Here is a 16046-nt window from a genome sequence, read left to right as displayed (position 1 = left end):
CCCCCGGCTCGATCCTGGCGTCCGACCCCTGAACCGCGCTCGACCAGAAGACGTACACCCAAGCCGGTCGACTCCGAGCACTGCGGCATCGAGACGATCTCCACGACCACCGAGAAGCAGGACGCCACGTTCAGGGTGGGGTACTGACGGTCGGGGCTCTTCCCGCCCGCCCACCCGCATTGATGCCGGAGGCGGTACGACCCGGGTGGGTCGTACCGTACCGTCGTCTTCATGGGATCGGTGCTTCATGTCATGACCGCGTGCAGCCCCCCGTCGACGTGCAGGATCTCGCCGGTGGTGGCCGGCAGCCAGTCCGACAGGAGCACCACGCAGGCCTTCGCCGTCGGCTCCGGATCGTGGACGTCCCAGGCGAGCGGCGGGCGGGTGCGCCAGATCTGCTCCATCCGGTCCACTCCGGGGATCGAACGCGCGGCCAGGGTACGGACCATGCCCGCCGCGACCAGGTTGACGCGGATGCGCCGTTCGCCGAGGTACAGCGCCAGGTAGCGGGCGACGGACTCGAGCGCGGCCTTGGAGACGCCCATCCAGTCGTAGCCGGGCCAGGCCAGGGCCGCGTCGAAGTCGAGGCCCACCACGGACGAGCCTTCCTCCATCAGGGGAAGGCATGCTGTGACCAGGGCCTTGAGGGAGTACGCCGACACTTCGAGCGCCGTCGCCGCGTCCTGCCACGACGTGTCGAGGAAGGCGCCGCCGAGCGCGGACCGGGGGGCGAACGCGATCGAGTGCACGATGCCGTCGAGACCGCCCAGGTGGCCGGCCACCGCGTCCTGCAACGCGTCGAGATCGCCACGCTCGGTGACGTCGAGACGGACCACCGGTGCGGGCATCGGCAGGCGCTCCGCCATCGCCTCCGTGATGGGCAGGGCCCGCCCGAAGGAAGTCAGGACCACCCTGGCCCCTTCCCGCTGGGCGATCCGCGCCACGTGGAAGGCGATCGAGGTGTCGGAGAGCACCCCGGTGATCAGCAGCCGCTTCCCGGCGAGCAGCCCGCCCGTCGGCCGGCCGGTCTCGGTCGAGGTGCCCTCGGCCCGGGCGTCCTGCGCCGACGTGCTCATACGCCCATCCCGAGACCGCCGCTGACAGGGATGAACGCGCCGGTGACGTACGAGGCGTCCGCACCGGCGAGGAAGCGCACCACGTTCGCCACCTCCTCCGGAGTGCCGGGACGGCCGAGCGCCGTCATGGAGAGGTACTCGGCACGCCTCTTCGGGCTGACGCCGGCCACCATGTCGGTGTCGATGAAGCCGGGAGCCACCACATTGGCCGTGATGCCGCGCCGCCCCAGCTCCCGGGCGAGCGAGCGGGCCAGGCCGGTGAGGCCCGTCTTGGAGGCCGCGTAGTTGGCCTGTCCCGGCGAGCCGAGCATCCCGGAGAAGGACGAGATGAAGACGAGCCGGCCCCACCGGCCTTCCAGCATGCCGGGGACGGCCCGCCGCGCCGACCGGAAGGCACCCACGAGATTGGTGTCGAGGAGTTCCAGGAAATCCTCGTCGGTGGTATGCAGTGCCAGCTTGTCCCGCATGATCCCGGCGTTCGCCACCAGGACCTGCACGGGGCCGTGTTCGGCCTCGATCTTCTCGTACGCGGTGTCCAGCGACCCGGGATCAGTGACGTCGCAGCGTACGCCGAAGAAGCCCTCGGGAGGTTCGCCCGACCGGTGCCCGACGGCGACCCGGTCGCCCTGTGCGGCGAAGGCGCGGGCGATGGCCAGACCGATGCCACGGTTGGCGCCGGTGACGAAGACGGACCGGCCCTCGGTCATGCTGTGCCTGCTTTCTGGAGGACCAGGACGGCGTTCTGCCCGCCGAACCCGAAGGAATGGCTGGTCGCGGTCTCGACGTGCTGCTCGCGCGGCGCACCGCTGACGACGTCGATGTCGATCTCGGGGTCGAGCTTGTCGAGGTTGGCGGTGGGCGGCACGAGACCGTGCTCGACGGTCAGGGCCGCGTACGCCACCTCGATGGCACCCGCGGCACCGAGCGCGTGCCCCGTGACACCCTTGGTGGAGGTCACCGACGGCCGGCCGAGCAGAACCCGGTTGATCAGCCGGGACTCCATCAGGTCGTTCAACCTGGTCGATGTGCCATGGGCGTTGACGTGGTCGACGGCCTCGGGGGCGACCTCCGCGTCGATGAGCGCCGACCGCAGGGCGCGTTCGACGCCCGCGCCCGTCGGGTCCGGCGCGGAGGCGTGGTGCCCGTCGGCGCTGGCGCCGTAGCCCGCGACCAGCGCGCGGACCGTGCCGCCCCGCGCTGTCGCGTCCCGCTCACGCTCCAGGACCAGCACGGCCGCCGCCTCCGCGGCCACGAAACCGCCGCGGTCCGCGTCGAAGGGGCGTGACGCCCCCGCCGGGTCCTCGGTGCGCCGGGACAGGGCGCCCATGCGGTGGTAGGCGGCCATCGGGGTCGGGCTGATCGGTGCCTCGGAGGCGCCGGCGAGCACGACGTCGCACATGCCGGACCGGAGCAGCTGCCGTGCGGTGCCGATCGCCGTGACACCGGAGGCGCAGGCCGTGGCGACCACGAGGTTGGGGCCGAGCGCCCGGCAGTGCATGGCGAGGTATCCGGAGATCATGTTGACCGGCCAGTTCACCATCACCAGCGGTGAGACCTGGTCGGCGCCCTCCTGGTGGAATGCGGTGTGGGCGTCCTCGTAGGAGGCGGTGCCGCCCAGCGCGTTGCCCATCACCACGCCGACCCGGGCGCCGTCCCACCCGTCCGGGTCCAGGCCCGCGTCGGAAAGCGCCTCCTTGGCTGCCACCAGGGCGAGTTGAGTGACCCGGTCCAGGCGCCAGGCCGTGGAGCGGCCGAGCAGGGCGTTGGCGTCGAAGCCGGGGACCCGGCAGGAGATGTCCACCGGGAGTCCGGCGAGCGCCGGGTCGCGCTGTGCGGTGGGGCGGCCCGACAGCAGCCGCTCCCAGTTGGCCGCCACCCCGATGCCGGCCGGGGTGACCAGGCCGATGCCCGTGATCGCGACGCGTGGGTCCCGTCCTACGGCCTCGGCCATCAGGCGTTCCCCGCCGCCGTGTTCACCAGCTCGAAGAGGTCCGAGACGGTGCCGCTGCTGTTGAGGTCCTCGGTGGGTATCACCACGCCGAGTTGCTTCTGCAGGGTCAGCGCGACCTCGATGAGCGCGAGTGAGTCCAGTTCGATGTCCTCCAGAACGGTGTCGGGCCTGATGTCCTCGCGCAGGACTCCGAACTTCTCTTCCAGGACCTGGGAGAGGATCTCGAAGGTGGGGGGCGTGAAGGTGCTCATCGCGACGGTGCCTTTCGGGTGGGGGGGAACCGGGCGCGGACGCGTCCGGGGGCGGGTGATGTGAACGTGCTTGCGGTGACGCGGACCTGAGCCGCGCCCGGTATGAACGTGCCGGTGGTTACGCGGACTTCAGCGCGGGCCAGGTCAGTGCCGTGGCCCCCCAGGTGGCGCCGCCGCCGAAGGCGGCCAGGACGACACGGGCGCCGGGGGTGAGGTCCCCCGTGTCGTGTGCGTGTGCCAGGGCGAGCGGGATGGAGGCCGCGGCCGTGTTCCCGACCCGGTCCAGATGGATCACCAGCCGTGCCACGGGGATGTCCAGTTGCTCCGCGACGGCGTGCAGGATGCGCAGGTTGGCCTGGTGGCCGACCAGCCGGTCGACGTCGTCCGGCTGCCATCCGGTGTGGGCGAGGGCGGTGCGTGCCGATTCGGTCATACGGGTCACCGCGTGCCCGAACACCTCCCGGCCGCGCATGGAGAAGTAGCGGTCGGCCGGATCGGCGTCGGGGTGCGGGCGGGGTTGCTCCGAGCCGCCGGCCCGTACCGTGATCAGGTCGGCGAGCGAGCCGTCGCTGCCGAGGACGATCCGGCCGAGGGTGCCGGGCTCACCGGGCTCGCCGGCGCGCAGCACCACGGCGCCCGCACCGTCGCCGAACACGACGGCGCTGGAGCGGTCCTGCGGGTCGATGAGGGTGCTGAAGGCCTCGGCGCCGATGACGAGGACCTGGTCGGCGGCGCCGGACGCGATCATTCCGGCGGCGGTGGTGAGGGCGTACAGGAATCCCGTGCAGACGGCGGAGACGTCGAAGGCCGGGCGTCCGGTGAGACCCAGGCGGCGGGCCACCTCGGGAGCGGTGGCCGGGCAGGGGCGGTCGGGCGTGGTGGTGGCGAGCACCACCGCGTCGACGTCCGCCGTGCCCGCCGACTCCAGGGCCCGCGCCCCGGCCTCGGCGGCGAGGCGGGAGGTGGGCATGCCGGCGGAGACGAAGTGCCGGGTGCGGATGCCGGTGCGGGTGCGTATCCACTCGTCCGAGGTGTCCATACGGGCCGCGAGGTCGTCGTTGCCGACCACGTTGGGCGGCAGCCACGCACCGATGCCGCTGATGACGGCCGCTCTCACGCGCGACCTCCCCTGCCGAAGGCGTCCCGATCGTCACCCTCCGCACCGACGCGTGCCGTAGCGGCGCCCGCCCTGCCCTCGTTGACCAGCTCCTCCACCCTGATCGTGGCGTTCGCGGTGTCGGTGAAGTGCACGGCGTGCCAGCCTGCCTGTTCGGCGCCCGCGCAGTTGACCGCGAGATCGTCGACGAGCACGCACTGTTCGCCGGGCACCCCGGCCCGCTCGGCGGCCCTGCGGAAGATCTCCCGCTCGGGCTTGCGGCAGCCCGACTCGTACGACAGCACCACCGCGTCGAAGAGTCCCTCGGGCGGCACGGTCAGCCGCCAGTGGCGGTCCCAGGCGGGCGGCATGTTGGACAGCAGCCCGACGAACACTCCCTGTCGGCGCAACCGGTGCAGGGTGTCCAGCCAGGGCTGGTTGACCGCGCGGTCGGCGAACCAGCGTGCGGGGTAGTCACTGAGGTCGACGTGGATGCCGCTGTGCGCCGCGAGGGTCTCCTCCATCCGACGCTCCCAGGTCTCCTGGGTGAGCAGCGGGGTGTCGAGCGGTGCCATGCCGTCGTCACCGGCCCCGCAGTCGCGGGCCACCTGCCGCATTGCGGCGAGGAGCGTGGCCGAGGGCACCCCGAGCCGGGCGCAGAAGGGCTCCAGCGTCTCGGCCACCGGCGGGGTCAGTACGCCGCCGTAGTCGGTCCAGACCGCGCGCACGGGTCCGGTCACCGGCGCCATCAGAGCTCCTCCGCGACGCCGACGGCTATCTCGCTGACGACGGTGCCGTCCTGCCGGAAGCGCACGGCGACCTCGTCGCGGGTGCGGCGCACGGCGGCGACCCGGACCGGGGCGTCGAGTTCGGCGAACCGGGCGAACCTCGACCGGTAGCCGGTGATCCGCACGCCGGTGCCCGCCGCGAGGAGCGCGGCCTGCCGGGCGGCCTCCATGAGGATCATCGCCGTGTAGTGGTCCTGCGGGTGGTCGAAGTGCGTACGGTGCCCGGACCCCACCGCCACCACGGCGGACACCCCGCCGGCCACGCGGCGGGCGTCGGCGAGCGCCACGTTGGCGGGATCGCGGCGGGCCACGTCGGAGGGCGGCACGGGCGTGCCGGGCGGTACGGCGGGCAGCGAACCGGACAGCGGCGGCGCCGACCTGCGGTGGTAGCGGCGGACGATCTCCGCCTCCTCACCGGGCGAGTAGCGGGCCGAGATGTCGCAGCGGCCGAGTACCGCTCCACCGAGCGAGAGCTCAAGGACGTACCGCGCGGCGCGTACCGTCCCGGAGCGGATCTGGCTGCGGGTGACGGCGGCCTCGATGTTCAGCTCGCGGGGCCGGTCGTGCGGCGGGAGCGGGGTGTCGCCGGTGAGGGCGAGCGTCCATTCACTGACGTGGAAGGCGCTGTCCCTGGCGACGCCGAGGCCGCGGTGGGCGATGCAGGTGGCGAACTGCCGGCAGCACTCCAGGAGGAGCATGCTGTCGGGGCGGTCGGCGGCCGGGCCGGTGTGGTCGCCGAAGTAGTAGTGTGCGGGCGGCAGTTGGGCCGCGGCGAGGTAGGTGTCGGCGGACAGGTCGGCGTAGTCGGTGAGGAAGACCTCGCTGACCGCCCAGCGGTGGACGTCGACACGGTCGATCGTGCGACGGTGGGAGAGTGCGGGGGCGGATGTGACCGCGTCCGGGGCGAGGGCGCTCTGAGGGAGGGGCATCGTGTGCTGCTCCTTGGGCAGTGGCCGGGCTCGTGGCTCACATTCTTCGAACGCCGAACAGCCGTCAGCCAGAGCTTTCTGCCACCTGTGCGGCTTATACCCTTGAAATCGGTACCACCACCCGGCGGCCAAAAGCCCCTTTTGCCGCTCTTCGTGCCCGTTGACAGAACCTCACGTCATGTCGACGAGGCATCAGCGGCGGGGTCGAACGGCCGCCGCCGGCCGGAGCCGCCACCGGAAAGATTCCTCAGGGTGGTGCAGGACTCAGGGGTATCAGGCGCACCACGTCCCACCCTTTGATTTCGTGCACGATGGCCATCCGGCGTGAACCGGCCACACGAGCCGACGTGGCGCCCCCCCCCCTGAGCGCAGGAGGTGTGACGTTCACCGTGGACAGCGAAGCACTGGTCGTCGGCGCGGGGCCGACCGGCCTGATGATGGCCACCGAGCTGCTCCGCCGCGGGATCGACACCAGAATCGTCGATCGCGCGGCCCGAAGGAACCCCCATGCGAAGGCGGTCATCCTCCAGCCGCGCGCGCTGGAGGTGATGGCCCGCCTAGGCCTGGAGGAACGCGTCCGTGACGCCGCCCTACCGGTCGTCGCCGCCAACTACTACACCCGTGGCCGCCGTGTCGCCCGTATCAACTTCCGTGGCCTGAAGGGCAGTCGCTTCGGAACCCCCCTCTCCCTCCCGCAGAACGAGACCGAGGGACTGCTGCTCGAAGCGCTGCACGAGGCGGGCGGACGGGTCGAGTACGGCCATCGGCTGACGGCCCTCGCCCAGGACGCCGACAGGGTGGAGGCCGACCTGTCGGGGACCGTCCACCGCACGGGCCGGCTGCTCGGCTGCGACGGCGCGCACAGCGCGGTCCGCGAGCGGCTCGGCGTCGCGTTCACCGGGCCGACCTACCCCCAGTCGTTCGTCCTCGTCGACGGGGAGTGGGAGACCTCCCTCGCACCCGCCGAGGCGCACTACTTCATGGGCCCCGCGGGCGTGCTGGTCGTCGTCGGTCTCCCCGGTGGACTCATACGTGTCTTCGGCAGCGCCCCCGAAGGCGCCACCGAGGAGAACGTCGAGGAGACCGTGCGGGCGATCGCCGCCGAGCGCAGCCCGGTTCCCCTGGAGCTGGCCTCCGTCAGCGGCTCGGGCCACTTCCGCGTCCACCGCAAGATGGCCGACCGGTTCCGCGAGGGGCGGGTGCTGCTCGCGGGCGACGCGGCGCATGTGCACAGCCCGGCCGGCGGGCAGGGCCTGAACACCAGCATCCAGGACGCTCACGAAGCGGCCTGGCGTCTCGCGGACGTGATCCGCGGCCGGCTGCCGGAGACCGCGCTCGGGGCGTGGGAGCGGGAACGCATGCATGTCGCGCGTGCCGTGGTCACCGACACCGACCGGCAGACCCGGCTGTGGACGTGGGGCGGCTGGCGCGAGCGGGCCCGGGACCTCGCGGCGTCCGCCGCCGAGCGCAGCGGTGTCCTCGACCGCGTCCTGCCGTCCCGCTTCGCGCAGATGGACCTGCGCTATCCCGCCGAGGGCCCCGCACTCGGGCCGCTCGGCCCCGGAACACGGCTGCCGGACATCCCCCTTCCGTCCGGCGGTCGCACCCACGACCTGCTGCGCGACGGGCGGCACACGCTGCTCGTCCTCGCGGGCCGCACCCCCTTCACCGGGCGGGACGTACCCGTCTGCGCCCACCTGGACGCGCGGACCGCGCGCGCCCTGGGCGCACGTCGCCCGGGAGCCGTGCTCGTACGTCCCGACGGCGTCGTCGCCGCGGCAGCAGCCCTCGCCGACCCCACCGCCCTGCGCCGCCTCGAACAGCTCCTGCCCGCCCGCCAGGGCGACCCCGGGACCACCGCCTCGCCCCACCGTTCGTAGCCCACGAGGAGAAGGCATGACCACCACCACACCGCACACCCTGAACCGCGTCCTGCTCGGCGGCCGGCTGGAGGTGTCCGCGATCGGCCTCGGCTGCATGGGCATGGCCGAGTTCTACGGCGACCGCGACGAGGCCGAGTCGATCCGCACCATCCACGAGGCCCTGGACCGGGGCATGGACTTCCTCGACACCGCGGACATGTACGGCGCCGGCCTGAGCGAGGAGATCGTCGGCCGGGCGCTGGCCGGCGGGCACCGCGACCGGGTCACGCTCGCCACCAAGTGCGGGCTGATCCGGACCCCGGACGGCGTACGGGTCGACGGGAGCCCCCGGCACATCGCCGAGGCCGTCGACGCCAGCCTGAAGCGCCTGGGCACCGACCACATCGACCTGTACTACCTGCACCGGGTCGACCCCCAGGTGCCGGTCGAGGAGTCGGTCGGCGCCATGGCGCAGCTCGTCGCCGCCGGAAAAGTACGGCACCTGGGGCTCTCCGAGGCCGGTTCGAGGACGATCCGCGCGGCGCACGCCGTGCATCCCATCACCGCGGTGCAGACCGAGTACTCCCTCGCCAGCCGCAACCCGGAGCGCTCGGTGCTGCCCACGGTGCGGGAACTCGGCATCGGCTTCGTCGCCTACAGCCCCTTCAGCCGCGGGCTGCTGTCCGGCGAACTCTCCGGGGCCGAGCTGGCCCAGGACGACATGCGGCGCGGTCTGCCCCGGTTCTCCGAGGACAACCTCGGCGTCAACCAGCGGCTGGTCGCCAGGATCGGCGAGCTGGCGTCCCGACTGGGCTGCTCACCGGCGCAGTTCGCGCTCGCGTGGCTGGTCGCGCAGGGTGTCGTACCGATCCCGGGGGCGCAGAAGCGTACGCACATGAACGAGAACGCCTCCGCGGGAGCCGTCGTCCCGACCCCCGAGGTGCTGCGGGAGGTCGACGAGCTCGCGCCGCCCGGTGCCTTCGCGGGCGAGCGCTTCCCCGAGCACCTGCTCGCCATGGTCCAGGAGGACTGAGAACGGCGGACGGGCCCGGGCGCGCTTCTCGGCGCTGCCCGAGCCCGTCCGCCGTCCGTCCGCTGTCACCAGGATGTGCCGCCCGCCCGCTCCGTGGGAGCGATGAGCCGGTCGGTGAGGGAGGTGAGCCGGCGCTGGGTGTCGGCGCTGTGGGCGAGACGGTGTGCCTGGGCCCGGCGGCTCTCGTTGTAGTACTGGCCGCTCGCGCCCCGAGCACCCTCGTCGAGGGCGTGCAGCACGGCGGCCGTCCCCTCGGCCACCGAGGACCAGGGACGCACCCCGGCCTCGACGACCATCGTGGTGTCCATGTAGTTCGCGGGGTGCACGCAGTTGACCCTGATGCCCTCGCGGGCGTACTCCTCCGCGATGGTGAACGTGAAGGCGGCCAGCGCGAACTTGCTGCGGGTGTACGCCTCCATGCCGTCGTAGCGCCGGGTGAACTGGACGTCGTCCGGGTCGAAGGGGCTCTGTCCGATCGACCCGATGTTGAGCACCTGTGCCGTACCCGCCGCGCGCAGGGGTGAGCGCAGCCCGCGGGTGAGGACCACCGGCGCAAGGTAGTTGACGGCGAACCTCAGCTCGTAGCCGTCCCGGCTCACTTCGCGGCGGCGTGCGTCACGCCCCGCGCCCACTCCCGCGTTGTTCACGAGCAGCCCCAGTGAGGGGTGCTCGGCGGCCACCCGCCGGCCCAGCTCGGCGGCCTCCTCCAGGGAGGCGAGGTCCGCGACGTACGGATGTGCCGTGCCGCCCGCCGCGCGCAGCTCGTCGACGACGGCGGCGCACCTGTTCTCGTCCCTGCCGTGCACCAGGACGATCCAGCCCCGGTCGGCGAGGGCCCGCGCGAGGCTCCGGCCGAGCCCGGAGGTGGCTCCGGTGACGAGGGCGGGGGCGCTCGGCGGCTGTTGTTCTGCTGAGCGCTCGGGTCGGCTCATGGGTTCGGTCCTTCCTCCGGCACGCTGGGCGTGCGGAGCTCGATGGCGACCATGACGAGAGTCCGGTCGGAGAGGTTGTGGACGTAGTGCCGCATGGGCAGGGACTCGCCGCGGTTGTGCACCACCTGTCCCGTCTCCAGCGACACCGCTTTGATCAACTCGCCGTTCTCGTCCAGGGATTCACCGTGCGCCCCGGAGAGCACGACGGTCACCCAGGGGTGGCGGTGGGTGTGGGCGGGCCGCTGCTCGCCGGGGGGCACGGTCTCCACCCAGCACTTGACGTGGTCCTCGTCGACGAGCAGTTCGGCGCCCAGCTCCTCCCAGGGTTCAAGCGGCATCCCGCACCTCCGTGCGCTCGCCGGAGGGGCGGGGCGCGGCGATCCGCGACAGCAGCCGCCGCGGGTTGTCGACCAGGAGGGTGTGCACGGTCTCCTCGTCGATGCCCGGCTCCTTCAGGAGGAGCGGCAGGACGCGCTCGAAGAGATGGACGTAGCTCCAGCCCGGATACACGCGTTCCCGCTGCTCGGCCGTCAGGTAGTCGATGTGCACCGGGTGGTCCTGCGAGACGAGCAACTGGGCCGCGTGGCCCGCCCGGACGAGCGCTGCCAAAGTGGCGTTGCGCTGCTCGTCGGGGGCGAAGGGCGTCATGCCGTAGCGGTCGTAGCCAAGGACGCAGCCGGTGTCCGCGAGGGCGCGCAGGCCCTTCAGGTCGGCCGAGTCCCCGGCGTGCGCGACGACCACGGAGCCGGCCGCCACGCCTTCCTTCTCCAGGAGCCGCACCAGGTGGACGCCGTTGCCCTCGAACGGGTCGCAGTGCACCACCACCGGTACGCCGGTGTGCCGGTGCACCTCGGCGACGACTGCGGCCATCCGGTGCGCGGACGCGTCCGGCGGGGTGCGCTCGCAGGCGAACTTCACCAGGCCCGCCCGGACTCCGCTGTCCGCGATGCCGGTGGTGACGTCCCGCAGGAGCAGCTCGATCAGCGGGTCGTCCGCCTCGACGGCGGCGCCGGGGCCCCGGAAGCGGGCGAAGAGCGGTATGCCGTCGACGCTGTAGACGCCGGTGGCGAGCACGATGTTCACCGGGGTGCGCTCGGCGACGGCACGCACCAGGCCGATGTCACGCCCCTGTCCGAGCACCGTCATGTCCACGAGGGTCCGCACCCCGGCCGCGTACGCCTGCTCCAATTGGCGCACGGCCTCACGTACTCCGGCCTCGCGGTCCCACAAGTGGGGGAAATTCGACTGGAATTCGGAACTCAACACGAAAAGATGCTCGTGCGCGAGCGTGACACCCAGGTCCGCCGCGGCGACCGGCCCGCGCACCGTCGGTACCGGGTCGTGCGGGAAGGGACTTTCCGTACGCACAGAGAACCGCCTCGGAATATGGGGGGCATCGGGATATGGGGGGCATCGGGACAACAGTCATTGCGCCGGGCAGGCCGACGCGCCCGACGACAACCATGGTGGCCCGCCCGCAAAGGCCTAACCAGGTGGTGTTCCAACTAGCATGAAACCTCGTCTCCCTGCCTCTGGCGCGAGCTGACAGCGTCGGTAGCGGCCGGGCGGTCATCTCCGGACCGGCCGACACGCACCCGTTCGCTCGTCACCTGGAGACAACCTTGTCCGCTTCCTCCTCCACCCCCTCTTCCCTGTCCGGCGCCCGTGTCGTGGTGATCGGCGGCTCGTCCGGCATCGGCAAGGCGGTGGCCCGGCAGGCCGCCGCCGCGGGTGCCCAGGTCGTCGTCGGCTCCCGCTCCCAGGACAAGCTGGAGCAGACCGCCAAGGAGATCGACGGCATCACCACCGATGTCGTGGACGTGACCGACGAGGAGAGCGTCGCCGCCTTCTTCGCGGGCATCGACTCCCTCGACCACCTCGTCGTCTGCCCCGGTGACATGGCCGTCGGCTCCGTCTACGACGTGTCCCTCGACGCGGTGCGCGCCGCCCTCGACACCAAGATCGTCGGCCAGCTGCTGAGTGTCCGGCACGCCGGCAGGAAGATCTCGGGCCAGGGCTCGATCGTGCTGATCGCCGGTGCGGCCGGCTTCAAGTCGTACGCCGACATGAGCGCGACCGCCGCCGCCAACGCGGGCATCGGCGGCATGGGCCGCTCCCTGGCCGTCGAGCTCGCCCCGGTGCGCGTCAACGTCGTCGTCGGCGGGATGATCGACACCCCGCTCTGGTCCTTCCTGCCCGACGAGGCCCGCGCGGGTCTCTTCGAGCAGACCGCGCAGAGCACCCCGGTGGGCCGCGTCGGACAGCCCGACGATGTCGCGGCAACGGTGCTCCACCTGCTGGAGAACACCTTCGTGACCGGCGCGGTCCTGCACATCGATGGCGGCGGCACGCTGTGAGCGAGGCGGCGCACGGCGGCGCGACGGGCCTGGCGGGGCCCGCCGCGCCGCCGCGGCCGCGGGTCGGCCGGATCACCGTGCTGCTGCTCGCCGCCGCCTGCGGTCTGTGCGTGGCCAACCTGTACTACCTCCAGCCGATCCTGCCCGAGCTCGCGGCCTCGCTGCACCGCACGCCCGGCTCGCTCACCTCGTCCGTCTCGGCCACCCAGTTCGGTTACGCCCTCGGCCTGTTCGCGCTGGTACCGCTGGGCGACGCCGTCGACCGCAGACGGCTGCTCACGGTCCTGGTGACCACGGCAGCCGCGGTGCTCGCGGTGATTCCCTGGGCGGACGGCGAGTTCCTCACCGGCCTGTTCTTCCTGCTCGGCCTGGTGAGCGTCGCCGCCATGGTGATCGTGCCGCAGGCCGCGGGCATGGCACCGCCCGAACGGCGCGGGCAGGTGGTGGGCACCGTGATGACCGGCGTCATCCTCGGCGCGCTGCTGTGCCGGACCTTCGCCGGGGTGGTGGCCGAACTCGTCGACTGGCGGGCCGTGTTCTGGGGTGCGGCGGCCCTGATGCTCGGTGTCTGCGTGATGCTGCGCCGCATCCTGCCCCCACAGCCCGCCGGAACGCCCCTGACCGCACGCGGGTACGCCCGGCTCATCGGCTCGCTGTTCTCCCTCGTCCGGGCACGGCCGGTGATCATGGAGCGCTGCCTGTACGGCGCCCTGGGGTTCGCCGCCTTCACCGTGCTGTGGACCGCCGTGCCGCTCCGCCTGATCCAGGAGCCCTACCACTACGGCTCCGCCGCGATCGGCGCGATGGGTCTGCTCGGCGCGGGCGGCGCCCTCGGCGCCAACCTGGCGGGCCGGTTCGCCGACCGGGGACGCCAACGGGCCGTCAGTGCCTGCGCGTTCGCGCTCATCGCCGTGTCGTTCGCCGTGGTGTCGGTCCTGTCGTCCTCACTGCTGGTGCTCGGCACGGCGATCCTCCTGATCGACTTCGCGGTCCAGGCCGCGCACATCTCCAACCAGACGACGGTCTTCGCCCAGGTCGGCGACGAGATGCGCAGCCGCGTCACGACCGTCTACATGACCTGCTACTTCCTCGGCGGTGCGGCGGGCTCCGCGCTGACGGGTCCCCTCTGGGCGCACGGCGGCTGGCCGGACACCGCCCTGCTCGGCTGTGCCGCGGGTGTCTGCGCCCTGCTCCTGCTCCTCGGCCACGCGGCGGTGCGCCGCACAGTGACCTCACGAAAGGCGATGGCCGCCACCGATGACTGACATATCCGATCCCGTCCTCGCCATGCCCGGCATCCCTGCGCAGGGCATCCCGGCGCAGGGCGTGCCCGCACAGGGCGTACCCGCGATCACTCCCGCCGACCCCCGCTACCTCTCCCTCACCACGCGGTCGCGCAACACGCGCTTCACCGGCCGGCCGGACCGGATCCATGTGCCGCGTACCGCCGAAGAGGTACGCCGGGTCGTCACCGCCGCCGTCCACGACGGGTCACGGCTCGCGGTGCGCGGCGGCGGCCACGGCCTGGAGGGCCTGGTGGACGACCCGGCGGTGCGCACCCTCGTCGACCTGTCCGAGCTCGACGACGTCACGTACGACGAGGACCGGGCGGCATTCGGCATCGGCGCGGGCGCACTGCTCGGCTCCGTCTACCGTTCCCTGTACCTGAACTGGGGCGTGGCCCTGCCCGGCGGCACCTGCCCGTCGGTCGGGCTCGGCGGCTATGTCCAGGGCGGAGGCTTCGGCGCGCTGTGCCGACGGCACGGGCTGATCGTCGACCACCTGGAGGCGGTGGAGGTCGTCGTCGCCGACGGCGCGGGTGAGGCCCGCACCGTGGTCGCCGCCCGGTCCCCCTCCGACCCGCACCACGATCTGTGGTGGGCGCACACCGGCGCGGGCGGCGGGAACTTCGGAGTGGTCACGCGCTACTGGTTCCGCTCCCCGGAAGCGGACTCGGACGCCCCGCGGGACGTGCTGCCCCGGCCGCCGAAGACGGTCCTCTTCGCTTCCGCCGAGTGGCCCTGGGAGACGCTGAGCGAGCGGGACTTCGCCAGGCTCGTCCGCAACCACGGCGACTGGCACAGCACGGAGGACGGCACGGACCCGACGTACGAGAGTCTGTACAGCGCGCTGTACCTCAACCAGCACGCGGTCGGCCGGATCGTCCTCGGCGCGCAGCTGGACGGCTCTGCCCCCGCCGCACACGACCGGCTCAAGGAGTACGTCGCCGCTGTGGGCAGCGGCGTAGGGACCCCGTGCCGGATCACGTACACGAGCATGCCGTGGCTGGGAGTCACCCAGCGGGACGTGGAGAACCGCGGGGAGCTGACCCGCTCGAAGAGCAAGGGCGCCTATCTGCGGCGGCCGTACTCGGCCGCGGAGACCGAGCTGCTCTTCCGGCGTCTCTCCGACCCGGACTACGACGGTCATACGACGGTGGTGCTGTTCTCCTACGGCCGGAAGGTCAACACGGTGGACCCCGCGGCGACCGCCGTCGCCCAGCGGGATTCGGTCCTCAAGAGCTACCTCGGCACGTATTGGACCGATCCCGCCGACGACGAGCGGCACATCCGCAGAATCCGGGAACTGTACCGGGATCTCTACGTGGAGACAGGCGGAGTACCCGTCTCCGACGCACGTACCGACGGCTCTTACATCAACTATCCGGACGTGGATCTGGCCGATCCGCGCTGGAACACCTCAGGCGTTCCCTGGCACTCGCTGTACTTCAAAGGGAATTACCCCCGTCTCCAGCGGGCCAAGGCCGTCTGGGATCCGCGGAATGTCTTCCGGCACGCTCTGTCGGTACGGGCGTCCGGCTGAGTCTCCGCCCGAACGGAACCGCACCCTGATCCGCTCCTCGACCAGATCACGGAAGCGGTCGATCAACCGGCTGTCCAGAGCGGGCTGGTAGACGACGAGGGTGGCGTCCACGCCCGCGAGCCGCAGCTTCACATAACCGAGTTCGATCCGCCCCAGGGTCGGGTGGTCGAAGCAGCGTACGGACGGCAGGGAGGGAGCGAGGTCGAGCCGCTCCCACAGTTCGCGGAACTCCGGGTGCTCGGCCTGGAGATCTTTGATCATCTTCGCGTATGCGGGATGGGCGAGCTGATCGGCGACCTGTGCGCGGAAGAGCGCCACCGCTTCGAGGGCGTCCTGCTCCCAGTTCGGGTACATCTCCCGGGCCTGCTCGTCGAACATCAACAGGAGAGTGTTGCGACGACTGTGCCCCATGGATTCGAAACGGGGAAACAGTGCACAGAATCCCTGATTCCATGCCAACACGTCGAACCGGTGATTCACAATGAAGGCGGGCAGCGGATCCTGGAATTCGAGGAAGGTCAGATATTGCTCCGGAATATGCTCCCGAGAGCACGGTGCCCGCCCTGCCGGCGGTAACTCGCCGGCCAGCCGGAACAGATGCCCGGTCTCCGTCGTATTGAGCTGCAAGGCCCGCGCCAGACCGTTCAACACCTGGCTCGACACCCTGATCCTGCGGGCCTGTTCGAGCCACGTGTACCACGTCACACTCACCCCGGCGAGCTGGGCGAGCTCCTCTCTGCGCAGGCCCGGCGTACGACGGCGCCCATACGAATTCTTGATACCGACAGCCTCTGGCGCTACGCGTTCACGTCGGTTGCGAAGGAAGGCGGCGAGCTCTTTCCTTTGCTGCTCGGTGATTGTCATGATGCGCTCCCCCTTAGATCATTCGCCCCATCGGACCGCAATGGTGCACCGCGACCCTACACCCTTCGACCATTGCGTGGGTGT

Annotated in this window: 15 protein-coding genes and 1 pseudogene; 5 read left to right on the top strand and 11 right to left on the bottom strand. The window is 71.7% G+C overall.

The window, feature by feature from the left end; translation table 11 throughout:
• Positions 1-245: 245 nt before the first annotated feature.
• The 7 genes from fabI to OHN74_RS25040 form a co-directional block, all read right to left on the bottom strand.
• A complete protein-coding gene (fabI, locus tag OHN74_RS25070; protein ID WP_327696845.1) occupies positions 246-1076 on the bottom strand; it encodes an enoyl-ACP reductase FabI in 831 nt (276 codons plus the stop codon).
• On the bottom strand, positions 1073-1783 hold the full coding sequence (locus OHN74_RS25065; RefSeq protein ID WP_327696844.1) for an SDR family oxidoreductase: 711 nt from the start codon (positions 1781-1783) through the stop codon (positions 1073-1075). Before OHN74_RS25065 ends, fabI begins: the two co-directional genes overlap by 4 nt.
• On the bottom strand, positions 1780-3027 hold the full coding sequence (locus OHN74_RS25060) for a beta-ketoacyl-[acyl-carrier-protein] synthase family protein (RefSeq protein WP_327696843.1): 1248 nt from the start codon (positions 3025-3027) through the stop codon (positions 1780-1782). Before OHN74_RS25060 ends, OHN74_RS25065 begins: the two co-directional genes overlap by 4 nt.
• On the bottom strand, positions 3027-3278 hold the full coding sequence (locus OHN74_RS25055; RefSeq protein ID WP_327696841.1) for an acyl carrier protein: 252 nt from the start codon (positions 3276-3278) through the stop codon (positions 3027-3029). The genes OHN74_RS25060 and OHN74_RS25055 overlap by 1 nt, the downstream gene beginning before the upstream one ends.
• Before the next feature lie 118 nt (positions 3279-3396).
• Positions 3397-4395, bottom strand: coding sequence for a beta-ketoacyl-ACP synthase III (locus tag OHN74_RS25050; RefSeq protein ID WP_327696839.1), 999 nt, complete (start codon positions 4393-4395; stop codon positions 3397-3399).
• Positions 4392-5123, bottom strand: coding sequence for an HAD family hydrolase (locus OHN74_RS25045; protein WP_327696837.1), 732 nt, complete (start codon positions 5121-5123; stop codon positions 4392-4394). Before OHN74_RS25045 ends, OHN74_RS25050 begins: the two co-directional genes overlap by 4 nt.
• Positions 5123-6091 (bottom strand): AfsA-related hotdog domain-containing protein, encoded by a 969-nt coding sequence (locus OHN74_RS25040; protein WP_327696835.1) that lies wholly within the window; start codon positions 6089-6091, stop codon positions 5123-5125. Before OHN74_RS25040 ends, OHN74_RS25045 begins: the two co-directional genes overlap by 1 nt.
• Before the next feature lie 377 nt (positions 6092-6468).
• On the opposite strand from OHN74_RS25040, the gene OHN74_RS25035 reads away from it, so the two are divergent.
• The gene (locus tag OHN74_RS25035; protein ID WP_327696833.1) at positions 6469-7971 is read left to right on the top strand and encodes an FAD-dependent monooxygenase; all 1503 of its coding nucleotides are present in this window, start codon (positions 6469-6471) and stop codon (positions 7969-7971) included.
• A gap of 16 nt (positions 7972-7987) precedes the next feature.
• Positions 7988-8986, top strand: coding sequence for an aldo/keto reductase (locus tag OHN74_RS25030; RefSeq protein ID WP_327696831.1), 999 nt, complete (start codon positions 7988-7990; stop codon positions 8984-8986).
• 65 nt (positions 8987-9051) lie between these two features.
• On the opposite strand, the gene OHN74_RS25025 is transcribed toward OHN74_RS25030, so the two are convergent.
• The 3 genes from OHN74_RS25025 to OHN74_RS25015 are packed head-to-tail and all read right to left on the bottom strand — an operon-like array spanning position 9052 to position 11286.
• Complete coding sequence (locus OHN74_RS25025) at positions 9052-9918, bottom strand: SDR family NAD(P)-dependent oxidoreductase (RefSeq protein ID WP_327696830.1); 867 nt, start codon at positions 9916-9918, stop codon at positions 9052-9054.
• A complete protein-coding gene (locus OHN74_RS25020; RefSeq protein ID WP_327696829.1) occupies positions 9915-10256 on the bottom strand; it encodes a cupin domain-containing protein in 342 nt (113 codons plus the stop codon). The genes OHN74_RS25025 and OHN74_RS25020 overlap by 4 nt, the downstream gene beginning before the upstream one ends.
• Positions 10246-11286 carry a phosphotriesterase family protein gene (locus OHN74_RS25015; RefSeq protein WP_327696828.1) on the bottom strand — a complete coding sequence of 347 codons (1041 nt, stop codon included), beginning with the start codon at positions 11284-11286 and terminating at the stop codon, positions 10246-10248. Before OHN74_RS25015 ends, OHN74_RS25020 begins: the two co-directional genes overlap by 11 nt.
• A gap of 254 nt (positions 11287-11540) precedes the next feature.
• Between OHN74_RS25015 and OHN74_RS25010 the strand changes: the two genes are divergently transcribed.
• The 3 genes from OHN74_RS25010 to OHN74_RS25000 are packed head-to-tail and all read left to right on the top strand — an operon-like array spanning position 11541 to position 15098.
• Entirely contained in the window at positions 11541-12275 is a 735-nt protein-coding gene (locus OHN74_RS25010) for an SDR family oxidoreductase (RefSeq protein WP_327696827.1), read from the top strand.
• Complete coding sequence (locus OHN74_RS25005; RefSeq protein ID WP_327696826.1) at positions 12272-13540, top strand: MFS transporter; 1269 nt, start codon at positions 12272-12274, stop codon at positions 13538-13540. Before OHN74_RS25010 ends, OHN74_RS25005 begins: the two co-directional genes overlap by 4 nt.
• On the top strand, positions 13533-15098 hold the full coding sequence (locus OHN74_RS25000) for an FAD-binding oxidoreductase (RefSeq protein WP_327696825.1): 1566 nt from the start codon (positions 13533-13535) through the stop codon (positions 15096-15098). Before OHN74_RS25005 ends, OHN74_RS25000 begins: the two co-directional genes overlap by 8 nt.
• Positions 15099-15182: 84 nt before the next feature.
• On the opposite strand, the pseudogene OHN74_RS24995 reads toward OHN74_RS25000, so the two are convergent.
• Positions 15183-15962 (bottom strand): annotated as a pseudogene (locus OHN74_RS24995) (helix-turn-helix transcriptional regulator); the annotation flags it as partial.
• Between the last annotated feature and the right edge of the window lie 84 nt (positions 15963-16046).

The organism is Streptomyces sp. NBC_00459 (genome assembly GCF_036013955.1).
Classification (GTDB): domain Bacteria; phylum Actinomycetota; class Actinomycetes; order Streptomycetales; family Streptomycetaceae; genus Streptomyces.
Note: the sequence above shows the minus strand (reverse complement) of the source record. Positions and strands in the feature narration are given on the sequence as shown.